This window comes from Sphingomonas sp. SP3 (assembly GCF_058514305.1).
On sequence record NZ_JBZSOE010000001.1, the window covers coordinates 842132 to 855712 of the forward strand.

General features: G+C 63.0%; 11 protein-coding genes. 6 read left to right on the forward strand and 5 right to left on the reverse strand.

Annotation, left to right across the window (positions count from 1 at the left end; genetic code table 11):
- Window positions 1-17: 17 nt before the first annotated feature.
- Entirely contained in the window at window positions 18-995 is a 978-nt protein-coding gene (locus AC4K8G_RS04490; RefSeq protein WP_491734409.1) for an NAD(P)H-quinone oxidoreductase, read from the reverse strand.
- A 67-nt stretch (window positions 996-1062) separates the two neighbouring features.
- Here AC4K8G_RS04490 and AC4K8G_RS04495 point away from each other — a divergent pair, with 67 nt between their 5' ends.
- The 3 genes from AC4K8G_RS04495 to AC4K8G_RS04505 all read left to right on the forward strand — a co-directional run bounded on the left by AC4K8G_RS04495 (window position 1063) and on the right by AC4K8G_RS04505 (window position 4576).
- A complete protein-coding gene (locus tag AC4K8G_RS04495; protein WP_491732975.1) occupies window positions 1063-1263 on the forward strand; it encodes a DUF1192 domain-containing protein in 201 nt (66 codons plus the stop codon).
- Window positions 1264-1400: 137 nt separating this feature from the next.
- Complete coding sequence (gene clpA / locus AC4K8G_RS04500) at window positions 1401-3755, forward strand: ATP-dependent Clp protease ATP-binding subunit ClpA (RefSeq protein WP_491732976.1); 2355 nt, start codon at window positions 1401-1403, stop codon at window positions 3753-3755.
- Between the two features lie 83 nt (window positions 3756-3838).
- Complete coding sequence (locus AC4K8G_RS04505; RefSeq protein ID WP_491732977.1) at window positions 3839-4576, forward strand: GAF domain-containing protein; 738 nt, start codon at window positions 3839-3841, stop codon at window positions 4574-4576.
- A 1-nt stretch (window position 4577) separates the two neighbouring features.
- On the opposite strand, the gene AC4K8G_RS04510 is transcribed toward AC4K8G_RS04505, so the two are convergent.
- Window positions 4578-5522 carry a hypothetical protein gene (locus AC4K8G_RS04510; RefSeq protein ID WP_491732978.1) on the reverse strand — a complete coding sequence of 315 codons (945 nt, stop codon included), beginning with the start codon at window positions 5520-5522 and terminating at the stop codon, window positions 4578-4580.
- 328 nt (window positions 5523-5850) lie between these two features.
- Here AC4K8G_RS04510 and AC4K8G_RS04515 point away from each other — a divergent pair, with 328 nt between their 5' ends.
- The 3 genes from AC4K8G_RS04515 (at window position 5851) to AC4K8G_RS04525 (ending at window position 10352) form a co-directional block, all read left to right on the forward strand.
- Complete coding sequence (locus AC4K8G_RS04515; RefSeq protein WP_491734410.1) at window positions 5851-7860, forward strand: prolyl oligopeptidase family serine peptidase; 2010 nt, start codon at window positions 5851-5853, stop codon at window positions 7858-7860.
- An 81-nt stretch (window positions 7861-7941) separates the two neighbouring features.
- Complete coding sequence (locus AC4K8G_RS04520; protein WP_491732979.1) at window positions 7942-9648, forward strand: M28 family metallopeptidase; 1707 nt, start codon at window positions 7942-7944, stop codon at window positions 9646-9648.
- A 65-nt stretch (window positions 9649-9713) separates the two neighbouring features.
- Window positions 9714-10352 carry a glutathione S-transferase family protein gene (locus tag AC4K8G_RS04525; protein WP_491732980.1) on the forward strand — a complete coding sequence of 213 codons (639 nt, stop codon included), beginning with the start codon at window positions 9714-9716 and terminating at the stop codon, window positions 10350-10352.
- On the opposite strand, the gene AC4K8G_RS04530 is transcribed toward AC4K8G_RS04525, so the two are convergent.
- The 3 genes from AC4K8G_RS04530 to ggt are packed head-to-tail and all read right to left on the reverse strand — an operon-like array spanning window position 10349 to window position 13520.
- Window positions 10349-11215, reverse strand: coding sequence for a dienelactone hydrolase family protein (locus AC4K8G_RS04530; RefSeq protein WP_491732981.1), 867 nt, complete (start codon window positions 11213-11215; stop codon window positions 10349-10351). The genes AC4K8G_RS04525 and AC4K8G_RS04530 overlap by 4 nt on opposite strands.
- A 15-nt stretch (window positions 11216-11230) precedes the next feature.
- On the reverse strand, window positions 11231-11770 hold the full coding sequence (locus tag AC4K8G_RS04535) for a GNAT family N-acetyltransferase (RefSeq protein ID WP_491732982.1): 540 nt from the start codon (window positions 11768-11770) through the stop codon (window positions 11231-11233).
- A gap of 4 nt (window positions 11771-11774) precedes the next feature.
- Window positions 11775-13520 (reverse strand): gamma-glutamyltransferase, encoded by a 1746-nt coding sequence (gene ggt / locus AC4K8G_RS04540; protein WP_491732983.1) that lies wholly within the window; start codon window positions 13518-13520, stop codon window positions 11775-11777.
- Window positions 13521-13581 lie beyond the last annotated feature (61 nt).

Genomic DNA, 13581 nt, shown 5'->3' on the forward strand with positions numbered 1-13581 from the left:
GCAAGGCACAATGGCTTTTAGCTGACCTCGAGCACGATCTTGCCGACATGATCGCCTGCTTCCATGCGTGCGTGCGCGGCAGCGGCTTCCGCCAATGGGAAGCTGCTGTCGATGACCGGCCTTAACCGGCCGCCCTCGACATAAGGCCAGACGGTTCGGGCGATCTCGTCCGCGACCATGGTCTTGAACTCGACCGAACGCGGGCGAAGGGTCGAGCCGGTCAGCGTCAATCGCCGCCGCATCACCTCCGGAATGGTCAACTCGGCCTTTGCTCCGCGCTGGAAGGCAATCGACACATGCCGGCCATCGTCAGCCAACGCATTGAGATTACGCGGTAAATAGTCACCACCGACCATGTCGAGGACAACGTTGACACCCTTCCGATCAGTCAACCGCTGAGCGACCTCGACGAAATCTTGCTCGCGATAATTGACCGCAGCATCCGCCCCCAGCTCGAGCGCGCGGGCGCACTTCGCATCGGTCCCGCATGTCACGATGACGTGCAGCCCGAACAGCTTCCCGAGCGCGATCGCCATCGTTCCGATGCCGCTGGTCCCGCCGTGGACCAGGACCCAGTCATCGTCCGCCGCAAACCCGCGTTCGAACAGGTTTACCCAGACCGTGAACAGCGTCTCGGGCAGCGCCGCCGCCTCGACCGGTTTCAGCCCCTGCGGTATCGGCAAGCACGTCCCCGCCGGCGCCGCGCAATATTGAGCATAGCCCCCACCCGCGACCAGCGCGCACACTTGCTGACCGGTGAGGTGCTCCGCGTCCCTTCCCGTTTCGACGACGGTGCCGGCAATCTCGAGACCAAGAATATCCGGCGCGCCGGGGGGCGGCGGATAGAGTCCGCGCCGCTGCAATATGTCCGGGCGATTGACCCCGGCTGCGGCGACTTTGATCAGCACTTCATTGGACGAAGGCCGCGGCACCGGCCGCTCGACCAGTGCAAGCTCCTCCGCACCGTCGGGCTGCGGCGCGACTACCGCCATCATCGAGGAAGGAACGTCGGGCACCGCCGGCTTATTGACTTGAGCGCCCTATGGGTCAACGGATTCGCCCGTGGACCTGGAAGACCTCTTTCCCAGCAAGCCCGGCGACCCGCTCGTTGAGCTCGCGAAGCAGGACCTCGACCCGATGTCGATTGAGGAGCTGCAGGCGCGGATCGAGTCCCTGAAAGCCGAAATCGCTCGCGTTGAAGCCCATATGAGTCGCGCTGAGAGCCATCGTTCGGCTGCCGAAGAGTTGTTCAAAAAGCCCTGATTCTTGCGGCCCCGATGCGGCGAACAAGCGTTTTGCTGGGGATAAGGCGGCTCACTGCCCTTGATTGCCGCGTTCCAGCATATGACATTGGTTGGGAAGCCCGCTGGCTTTCGGGGGGCTTAGGAGTGAATGCCTAAATGCCTAGTTTCGCTCGCGAACTCGAACAAACCCTTCACAACGCACTGGGTGAGGCGACCAAGCGCCGCCACGAGTATGCGACATTAGAACATCTGCTGATCGCGCTGATCGATGACGAGCACGCGTCCAAGGTGATGACCGCCTGCGGCGTCAACCGCGACGAGCTTCGCGCCAGCGTGAAGCAGTATCTCGATAATGAACTCGGCGCGCTCGTCGCCGACAGCGCAACGGATCCGACGCCGACCAGCGGCTTCCAGCGCGTGGTCCAGCGCGCGATCCTGCACGTCCAATCATCCGGTCGGGACGAAGTCACCGGCGCAAACGTGCTCGTCGCGCTCTTCTCCGAGCGTGAGAGCTACGCCGTTTATTTCCTCCAGCAACAGGACATGAGCCGGCTCGATGCGGTGACCTATATCAGCCACGGTGTCGGCAAGGGCGAGACCGCAGCGGAGCCGCGCGGCCCGGAAGGCAGCAGCCCCGAAGAAAAGGGCGAGAAAGAGGGCGGCAAGAAGGAGAGCGCGCTCAAGCAGTTCACGGTCGACCTCAATGAGAAGGCCCGCATGGGCAAGGTCGATCCGCTGATCGGCCGCATGCCCGAAGTGGACCGCACCGTGCAGATCCTGTGCCGCCGCTCGAAGAATAATCCGCTCTACGTGGGCGATCCCGGCGTCGGCAAAACCGCGATCGCCGAAGGCCTAGCCCGCAAGATCATCGAGGGCGACGTTCCCGAAGTGCTGAAGGGTGCTGTGATCTACGCGCTCGACATGGGGGCCCTTCTCGCTGGCACCCGCTACCGTGGCGATTTCGAAGAGCGGCTGAAATCCGTCGTCTCCGAATTGGAGAAGATGCCCAACGCGATCCTCTTCATCGATGAGATTCATACGGTGATCGGCGCCGGCGCCACCTCGGGCGGCGCTATGGACGCGTCAAACCTGCTGAAGCCCGCGCTTTCGTCGGGCGCGATCCGCTGCATCGGCTCGACCACCTACAAGGAATTTCGCAACCATTTCGAGAAGGACCGCGCGCTGCTGCGCCGGTTCCAGAAGATCGACGTCAACGAGCCGACGGTCGAAGACACGATCAAGATCATTGCCGGTCTGCGCTCGTCGTTCGAGGGACACCACAACGTCCGCTACACACCGGACGCGATTAAGTCCGCGGTGGAGCTCAGCGCACGCTACATCCACGACCGCAAGCTGCCGGACAAAGCGATCGACGTGATCGACGAAGTCGGCGCAATGCAGATGCTGGTGCCGCCGTCGCGCCGGAAGAAGGTGATCACGCCCAAGGAGATCGAGGCGGTCGTCGCGACGATGGCGCGCATCCCTCCGAAGTCGGTCTCGGCTGACGACAAGCAGGTGCTCGAGCATCTCGAAGCAGACTTGAAACGGGTGGTGTTCGGCCAGGACCTGGCGATCGAGAAGCTCGCGTCCGCGATCAAGCTGTCGCGCGCCGGGCTTCGCGACCCCGACAAGCCGATCGGCAATTATCTGTTCTCGGGGCCCACCGGCGTCGGCAAGACCGAGGTCGCCCGTCAGCTCGCTTCCGTAATGGGTATTCCGCTGCAGCGTTTCGACATGTCGGAATATATGGAGCGCCACTCCGTCAGTCGGCTGATCGGCGCGCCTCCGGGCTATGTCGGCTATGACCAGGGTGGATTGCTGACCGACGCAGTCGACCAACAGCCGCACTCGGTCTTGTTGCTCGACGAGATCGAAAAGGCCCACCCCGACCTGTTCAACATCCTCCTGCAGGTGATGGACAACGGCAAGCTGACGGATCACCACGGCAAGACCGTTGATTTCCGCAACACCATCCTGATCATGACCACTAATGCCGGCGCGTCCGATATGGCGCGCGAAGGCATCGGGTTCGGCGCATCGAACCGCGAGGACGTTCAGGAAGACGCCATCCGCAAGATGTTCACGCCAGAGTTCCGCAACCGCCTCGATGCGGTCGTGCCGTTCGCCTACCTGCCGCCCGCAGTGGTCGCGCGTGTGGTCGACAAGTTCATCCTGCAGCTCGAGCTCCAGCTGGCGGACCGCAACGTCCACATCGAGCTCGACGACGAAGCGCGAGATTGGATCGTGCACCGCGGCTACGACAAGCTCTACGGCGCTCGTCCGATGGGCCGGCTTGTGCAGGAGAAGATCAAGCAGCCGCTCGCCGAAGAATTGTTGTTCGGCAAGCTGGTCAACGGCGGTGAGGTCAAGGTCCGGATCAAGGACAATGCGCCGGCGTTCGAGATCACGCCCGCTCCCCCTAAGATGACAAAGGCAAAGGCTGCGAAAGCGCCAGCCAAGCCCAAGCCTTCGCGGAAGAAAGCCGGCGGCACGGCGCCCGCCGCCGAATAAGCAAAGCGGGCTGGCTTTCGCCGGCCCGCGTTCACGCTTAGAATGATCCCAGGGAACGGCGTAGGTTCAGTGGGAGAGCTGAAATGTCCTTCGCATCCGGACTGCGGCAATTGCTGGCTCTTCGCCAGACCGATGTGGTAGCCGAACTCCGTCGGGGAGACACACTGGAGAATATTCTCAGCAAGCACCTCCTCACCGTCGAAGGCGCGGCGGACGACGAAATACTGACATCGATTCTCTTGCTCAGCCCGGACGGCAAGCACCTGACGCATGGCGCAGCGCCGAGCCTCCCGCAGCCCTACGTCGATGCCATCAACGGGTCGGAAATTGGACCCTCGGCCGGCTCCTGCGGAACCGCGGCCTATCTCGGCGAGCCCGTCTACGTATCGGACATCGCGACCGACCCGCGCTGGGCCGCCTATCGCGATCTTGCGCTTCCCCACGGCCTGAGGTCCTGCTGGTCCACCCCGATTCGCCGGTCCGATGGCGGCGTAATGGGCACCTTTGCGATCTATCATCGGTCGCCTGGCGCCCCGACCCGCGACGAACTCAAGTTGATTGACTTCATCACGGGAAATGTCGCCCGGACAATCACTTGGGCTCGCAATCCCCACGCCACCGTCGACGCGATCGAGATACTGCCGAAACAGATCGCCGCGATGCAGGCCGTCACTGGAGCGATTATGCAACATGGCGCCATCCTAGGGGAAGAAGGCAGGGAGGCGATTGAGGCTCTCGTCAAGGACGTCGACAAGTTTGCCGAAATCGTCCGCGCGCAGAACTTTCCGGTGCCGGCCGAACCGAGGCCCCAGTCAGCCTAGTCTACCAGAAACGGCTGATCGCTAACGCCGGAGTCACCGACGACGGCACGTTGTGACCCTTGGGAATGACCCACACGCCCAAGATCGCGCCGGTTCGGTCGCTCCAGTTGTATTCGACCGCGGGCGCAAAGCTGACATAGTGCGTCGACGGAAAGCGCTCATCAATTGCCGGCCCGCCACCGCTGTAGCTACCGCGGAGCCTGCCCTTGGTGGTGGATTCGCGAGTGACGTCGAACGCCAGCACCCATTCGCGCGTCACGCTATACTCCACCGCGCCGATGAAAGTGGTGATGTCGCCGGGCTTCGCATGGCCCCGAAACCCGGCTCCCGTCCCGTAGACGCTGCGATCCTCGACGTCGCCGCCGTGGTAGAAGCGCTGGAGCCAGTTGAATCGCGCGCGAAGCAGCCGACCATTGTCGAGCAGGAAGACGTGCTGGACGTTGACCCCGATTTCGGTCGCGAATGATCCAAATCCGTGCCCGTTCTTGTTGGGCTTGAGATGATCGAATTTGCCGGTCGGAATGACTTCCTGCAGCACGACCGCAATGCTCGGGATGCGATGCTCCGGCGTGAAATGAGTCAACCGGAGCTGCGACAGCAGCTTGAAGTCGCCGATCGCGGCGCTTCGGTCCGGGCCCTGCACGCCCTTTGAAAAGCTGGGCTGGAATCCGACCGTGAAATTCTCTGCAAGCCCGTATTGGTAATAGCCCGACGATCCCGGATGATGATCGCCGCCCTGGATCACGTCGAAGAAATAAGGCTCGGTATAGAAATGCCCCGCCGGCAACGTCTCCGGCGTCGACGCAAGCAGCGGGCCGGTCCACCGCGCCGTCTTCATCGCGTCGCCGAGGGCCTGGGTGTACGCCGCGTGTCTGTCCTCGGCCGTGGCTGGTGCCGCGATCGAAAGGGTTAGAGCAGCCATAACGGCACGCAGAACGAACTTCACCCTAACTTCCCCCATGTTTGACTCATCGCAAGCCTAACTCCCGGCGCCCTTGCCGGCATCCTGCTTCCAGCGGTCAAAATCCCTCACAAGAAAAGCAGCCTCGCGCGCGCGAAGGCCAATAAAAATTGGCCGAGCGGCGATAAGTTCGATGCCCGCTCATCTGTGCGTTCGTCGAAGAGTCACTGCCGGTGAGCGAAGACGCTTGCCCAGATCTTACGAAAGTTGAAAGTGCGGCAATTCAATCCGGAGGGGAAAATCCGTGACTCGACTTCGCGCGCTTTCGCCGTTCGCGGCGTTGCTGGCGGCGGCCAGCTTCTCGATTCCAGCGATGGCTGCTCCGGCGACCGGGCCCACGCGCTACCTGACCGGCTCAGACCTATTCAACCTAGAGGTCGCGACCGACCCGCAGATCAGTCCGGACGGACGCACTATCGCCTACGTCCGCAAGTCGAACGACATCATGACGGACAAGGCCCGCCCGACGATCTGGCTGGTCGATGTTGCCACCGGGCAGCAGCGCCCGCTTGAGGCAGGCTCAGGCTCTTACTTCTCCCCCCGCTGGTCGCCCGACGGCACGCGGCTCGCCTATGTCGCGGCCGACGGCGGCGCACCCCAACTGTACGTGCGGTGGATGGCGAACGGTGAAAGCGCCAAGATCACCGGCCTTCCGGACAGCCCGGACACGATCGCATGGTCTCCCGACGGCCGCCGGATCGCCTATTCGATGTTCGTCCCAGACGAAGGCATGCGCCTCGGTTCCGCCCCGCCCAAGCCCGATGGCGCGAAGTGGGCAGACCCGCTCGAATTTATCAATGCGGTCACCTACCGCTTCGACGGCGCGGGCTATTTCAAGCCCGGTTACACCCAGATTTTCTGGGTTCCGGCTGACGGCGGCGCTCCGACGCAGCTGACCTTCGGCGCGGTCAATGCCGGGGGCGGGCAGATCGCCTGGACGCCCGACAGCCGGTCGGTGCTGTTCGGCGCGAACATGGGCAAGAATTGGGAACGCGAACTCAATGAGAGCGAGGTCTATCGCGTCAGCATCAATGGCGGAGCGCCGGTAGCGCTCACCGACCGCAAGGGTCCGGACGGTACGCCTGCAGTCTCGCCGGACGGGCGCCTCATTGCCTATACCGGGTCGGACGACGACGGCCGCGCCGCTAAAGACACCAAATTGTCGGTGATGAACATCGATGGTTCGGGCAAACGCCTGGTTACCGGCAACTTCGATCGAGCGGTCACAAACCCCGTCTGGTCCGCCGACGGCCGTTCAATCTACGTCCTCTACGACGAACATGGCAGCAATCGCGTAGCCCGGGTCGGGCTTGATGGCTCTGTCCGCGACGTTGCGACTGGGCTTACCGGAAGCGGGCTCGACCGGCCCTACAGCGGCGGAGAATTCAGCGTGTCTCGGGGTGGTGCCGTGGCGGTAACCGTCGGTGACAACCTTCACCCCTCGGATGTCGGCGTGGCGACCAGCGGAAGCGTTCGAAAGCTCACTCACCTCAATGAGCAGTTGCAGGCCAAGGTGCTCGGCCAACCGCAGAAACTCGCGGTCACCTCGAGCTACGACAAGCGGCCGATCGATGCATGGATGATTACGCCGCCGGATTTTGATCCTGCCAAGCGCTACCCGATGATCCTGGAGATCCACGGCGGGCCCCAGGCTGCTTATGGCCCCAACTTCTCGACGGACGATCAGCTCTATGCGGCCGACGGATACATCGTGCTCTATTCCAACCCGCGTGGGTCGACCTCCTACGGGCAGGAGTTCATCGACGGGATCGAGAAGGATTATCCCGGTCACGACTATGACGACCTGATGAGCGCGGTCGACGCGGCCATCGCCACCGGCCACGTCGATCCCAACAATTTGTTCGTGACGGGTGGATCCGGCGGCGGCGTGCTGACCGCCTGGATCGTCGGCAAGACCGACCGCTTCCGCGCGGCCGCGACCCAGAAGCCGGTGATCGAGCTTGCCAGCTTCTCGCTCACGACCGACTTCGCGGCGGGCTTCTCGCCTGGTTGGCGCAAGGAGCGTCCGTGGGAAGATCCGCAGGGCTATTGGAAATATTCGCCGCTGAGCCTCGTCGGCAACGTCAAGACGCCGACCCTGGTGGTTGTTGGGAGTGAAGACTATCGCACGCCCGTCAGCCAGGCCGAGCAATATTATACGGCGCTTCAGATTCGCGGTATTCCGACGGCCTTGGTGAAGATTACGGGCGCGAGCCACGGCGGCATCGCCGCGCGACCGAGTCAGGCTGCGGCGAAGGCCAGCGCGATCCTCGCGTGGTTCGATCGCTATCGCACGGACAAGCCTGCAATCGCGGCGCGCTAAGCCCCGGTTTCTGCAACTTTTTTGAGGTCTGGCCGTCTACCGGCTGGGTCATGACCATTGCCTGATTTTGGGGAGATTTGAATGACGAAGTTCCGCTGGTTTGCCGGTGCTGCGATGGTGCTGGCCGCAATTCCCGCTGCCGCTCAATCGACCGGCGGCATAAGCGCCCAGCGGATGTCCGACGTCGACAAGTTCATCTCGTCCGATGCTTTCGAGGGCCGCGGGCCGGCAACGCGCGCCGAGACCAAGACGATCAATTATATCGCCGACCAGATGAAGGCGATCGGGCTGAAGCCGGCCGGCGACACCGTCGGCGGACAGCGCAGCTGGTTCCAGAATGTGCCGCTGCTCAAGTCCGAATGGCCGGCCGCGCCACAGCTCAGCCTGAACCTCGGCAACGGTCAGACCATGCAACTGACGCAGGGCAATGAAATCGCGCTGCGCGCGCCGCTCAATGGCCAGAACTCGATCAACCTCGCCAACACCCCGCTGCTGTTCGTCGGCTACGGAGTCAGCGCGCCCGAGCGTAACTGGGACGACTTCAAGGGCCAGGACGTTCGCGGAAAGTTGCTCGTCGTTCTCATCAACGACCCTGATTTCGAAGGCGGCGGCGACGGCGATTTCGGCGGCAAGGCGATGACCTATTACGGCCGCTGGAGCTACAAATTTGAGGAAGCAGCGCGGCGCGGCGCCGCCGGCGTGCTGATCGTTCACGAGACCGTCCCCGCTTCCTACGGATGGAACACGGTCAAGAACTCGAACACAATCCCCAACTTCGACATCGTCCGGCAGAATCCGGCCGGATCGCATCCCGGGTTCGAAAGCTGGATCCAGCGCTCACTCGCCGAACAAATCTTCGCCGCCTCGGGTCTCAGCTTCGATTCTGCAAAAGCCGCCGCGAAGATGCGCAACTTCCAGCCGATCCCGCTGAAGGCCACGCTGACGGCCAATGCCCAGGCCCAGGTCGCGACCATCACCTCGCACAATGTCGTTGGCTATCTGCCCGGCAAGAAATATCCCGACGAGACCGTGATCTACTCGGCGCACTGGGACCATCTCGGCGTCGGTCGACCCGACGATCGCGGTGACACCATCTATAATGGCGCGCTCGACAACGCGACCGGCATCTCGCAGCTGCTCGAGCAGGCGCGCGCCTTTGCGCGCGAGCCCCGCACCGATCGCTCGGTCGTGTTCCTCGCCGTCACCGCCGAGGAAAAGGGCCTGCTGGGTAGCGAATATTATGCCCAGAACCCGCTGTTCCCCGCTGCCAAGACGGCGGGCGTCATCAATACCGACGGCGGCTCGATCCACGGCAAGACGAAGAACTTCACCATCTCGGGCAATGCAAAGCTCGATCTCCTCGATATGCTGATCGCGGAAGGAAAGAAGCAGGGCCGTTATTACAGCCCCGACCCGCACCCGGAGGCCGGCCGCTTCTATCGCTCCGACCACTTCTCCTTCGCCAAGGTCGGCGTCCCGGCGATCAGTTTTGGCGACGGCAACGACCTGGTGAACGGCGGGGTCGCCCGCGGCGAAGCGCTCGACAAGGAATATACCGCCAAGCACTACCACCAGCCGAGCGACGAATGGTCGACGGCGTGGGATTTCACCGGCATGGCCGAAGATACGCAGCTGCTTCACAACCTCGGGCGCGATCTCGCTAACTCGCGCGCTTGGCCCAACTGGTCGACGGACAGTGAATTCCGCGGCACCCGCGACAAGTCCGCCAGTGAGCGTCCGGACGAGACGGCTCCTGCAGCGGCACCGACGAAGGGAGAGCGGGGCTAGCCCCCAAGACTGGAGCGCGCATCGCGAGAGGAGTAGATCGCATGTCTCTGGGAGGAGACTCGCGAATGGCCGACCTCAAATTCTTCACGCACCCGATGTCGCGCGGACAGACCGTCCGCTGGATGCTCGAGGAAGTTGGCGAGCCCTACGAAACCGAGATCATGGAGTATGGCTCGACCATGAAGGCCGAGCCCTATCTATCGATCAACCCGATGGGCAAAGTTCCCGCCCTAGTTCACAAGGGCCGGGTAGTGACCGAGGTCGCGGCAATTTGCTGCTATCTTGCCGACGCCTTCCCGGAGAAGCGCCTCGCGCCCCCCATCGGCGAAAGAGCGGACTACTATCGGTGGATCTTCTTCACCTCGGGGCCGGTCGAGGCGGCTTTCAGCAACAAGGCGGCCGGTTTCGAGCCGACGCCGGAGCGCCAGCGGATGTTCGGCTACGGCAATTACGACCTCGCCATCGACACGTTCGAGAAAGCGGTCACGGGCAAGGAATATATTGCCGCCGACCATTTCACTGCGGCCGACCTGTTCGTCGGCGCAAACGTGAATTTTATGTTGCAATTCAACCTATTGGAGCCGCGTCCCGCGTTCGTCGACTATGCCCGGCGGATGACCGATCGCCCTGCCTATGAGCGGGCGAAAGAGATCGACGGCAAGCTGATCGCCGAGATCCAGGCGCGCCAGCCGCAACCGGCTTAGGCGAGACTCTCCTTGTAGAGCTTGAGCAGCTCTGCCCAGGCTTTCTCCGCCGCGGGCTCGTTGTAGGCTTGGCTCCCAGGCACGCACCATCCATGGTCGGCCGGGAATACCTCGACCACCGCGGGCCGCTTGGCAGCAGCGAAGGTCGCCCTCAGCACGTCCTTCGCATCGGGCTGCTTAGCATCGTCGTTCTGCGCGATCGCGACCACGAAGCTCGCTTTGGTCTTAGGGATAAGCAGGTGCGGACTCGTCGGATCCTTGGTGACCAGGCCGCCGCCGTGGAAGGTCGCCACCGCGCGAATTCTGTCAGAGCGATCAGCGCCGGTGCGGAATGCAAACGGGCCGCTAAAACAATAACCCTGGACGCCCGCGCCGCGCTTCCGGTCGGTCTGCTTCTGTTGGTCGAGAAAGGCGATAAACGCCGCCGCGTCCTTGTCGATGCGCTCGTCGGTCAAGGTTGCCTTCAGGTCCATCAACGGCGCGACCTGCTTGGGATCGTTGAAGTCGAAAGGACCAGTAACAATAGGCGCTCGCTTGGTCCGATAGAATGGATTCGGGACCAGGACGACATAACCTTGCGCGGCGAGCCGCCGGCCCATGTCGCGGAAGGCTGGACGAAGTCCCAGGATATCGGGCCACATGAGCACCGCGGGCCACGACCCCGCCCCGGCCGGATGGAATAAGGCCGCATCGGCTTTCCCGTCCGGCATCTCCACCATCACGTCCTTTTCCGTGACGTTTGCGGCGAACGCGCAGCCGGGGAGCGCTGCGGCGGCAGCGAGCGATAACATGGTGAGAACGACGGAGCGCCGCGTGAACGAGGTGTCGACGATGAACGGGCCGTTATTGTCTTTGTCACACATCGATCGTCTCCCAAGTCACTCGAGCGGCTTTTCCATCCTTACCAAAGGCACGCGGATGCCGTCGACCGGCGCGCTCATGATCGGTTCGACCTGAACATAGCCGCACGCTTCATACAGCGGCACGCCGGCCATCGTCGCCATCATCGTCGCGCGCTTGAACCCGGCGCTTCGCGCCGCGGCCTCACACAAGCTAATGACCATCCGCCCGACACCCTGGCGGGCAAAATCGGGGTCGGTGTACATCGCCCGAACCCGCGCGGAGTCTGTGGCGGGATCGAGTGGTTCCGGTTCACGCGACACCAAGCTTTCGTCGCCCCCGTAAAGGGTCGAGCGCCAGCTCCAGCCTCCGCAGCCGGCTATGCGCCCGTCGCACTCGACCACGAAATAGGTGTCGTCCTTAATGAGCTGCGTGTCGAGCCCCATCACCGTGTGGCTGACGCGCACTTGCTCGGGCGTCAGGAATCCAGTCTGCAGCGCCGCAATCGAACGGCGCATGACCTCGCGCAGCGTGTCAAGGTCATCCAGCGTGGCAAGGCGGTGGGTAAGGCCCGCCATCGACTCAATAGCCTTCGACGTCTCCGAGGTTGAGGCGCGGATCGATTGCCCCATAGAGCTTCATATCACCGAGCGGCTTCGCGCCAATCGCTGGCGCCCCAACCAGAATCGCGGCGACGTGGTTGCCGTAATCCATCGGGACGACCTTGTGGCCCATGCTCTCGAGCTTCGCGATCGTGTCCGCGCTGAGGCCGTACTTTTCGTACCCGATCTCGTCAGGCAGCCATTGGTGATGGATGCGCGGCGCATTGACCGCGTCGGTTACCGTCATCCCGTAGTCGATGATGTTGCTAATCGTCTCGATCACGGCCGACGGGATGCGGCTGCCGCCCGGCGTGCCGACGACCATTGCCAGCTTGCCGTCCTTGGTCACGATGGTCGGGGTCATTGATGACAATGGCCTTTTGCCGGGAGCGACGGCGTTGTTGGGGCCTTCGACCAGGCCGTACATGTTGGGCGATCCCGGCTTTGCCGAGAAATCGTCCATTTCGTCGTTGAGCAGGATTCCGGTGCCGGCAGCCGTAACATGCGCGCCGAACCAGTCGTTGAGCGTGTAGGTCAGTGAGACCGCGTTGCCGTCCTTGTCGACGATCGAGAAGTGCGTCGTGTTCTGGCCTTCAGCGCCGGCACCGATGCCGCCGAGGCTGGCCGAGGGCGTCGCTTTATTGGGGTCGATCTCCTTCCGCAGCTCCGCCGCGTAGCCTTTGTCGATGAAGTGGGCGGTGTCGACCGTCACGAAGCTCGGGTCGCCGAGGTTCAAATTGCGATCATGGTACGCGCGCCGCATCGCCTCGGTCAGCAAATGCGTGCCCGCGGCCGAACGGAAGCCAAGCTCACCGAGCGGATAGCCTTCGAGGATGTTGAACGTCTCGCAAAGCACTACGCCGCCCGAACTTGGCGGCGGCGCCGAGATCATGTGATAGCCGCGATAGTCGCATTCGAGCGGCTTCATCTCGCGGGCTTTGTAATTGGCGAAGTCGGTGGTGGTGATGATGCCACCGCCAGCCTTACTCGCCGCCGCGATCTTGGCCGCTATTGACCCATTGTAAAATGCCTTCGTGCCGCCCTTAGCGATCAGCGAAAGCGAGTTTGCAAGGTCCGTCTGCACCAGGCGTTGGCCGGGCTTCCATGGCTGGCCCTTGTTGAGGAAGATCGCCGCGCTAGGCCCGTCCTTGCGGAACTCTTCCGCCGCGTCTGCCAACATGTCCGCGTCGCCCTGGTCGAGCACGAAGCCGTCGCGCGCGAGGCTGATCGCGCTGGCCATTAGTGCCCCGCGCGGCCGCGTGCCATATTTCTCCCGCGCCAATTCGAGGCCTGCCACGGTGCCCGGAATGCCGACCGCGAGATAGCCACGCCGGCTCAGCTCAGGGACCGGGTTTCCGTTCGCATCCTGGTACATGGTCGCGGTCGCGGCCCCGGGCGCCATTTCGCGGAAGTCGATGAAAGCGGTTCGACCGTCGTTAAAGCGAATGGTCATGAAGCCGCCGCCGCCAAGGTTGCCGGCTTCGGGGAAAGTAACTGCGAGCGCGTAACCGACAGCGATCGCCGCATCGACGGCATTGCCGCCGCTTTTCAGCACGTCGATTCCCGCCTTCGACGCGAGGCGATGGGCAGTGACGACCATGCCATGCTCCGCGCCGACCGGAGTCGGTGAAGCCGCCTGCGCCGGCATTGCGCTAACCAGCGCGAGCGTGGCCGCGCTCGCAAGGATCAAGTTCAGTCGCTGCGCAATCATCTGCACCCTCGTCATAAGAAATTGGAAGTAGGAGCCTCCCGCCAAATGCGATCGCTCGTCAAGCGATCAAAACTTA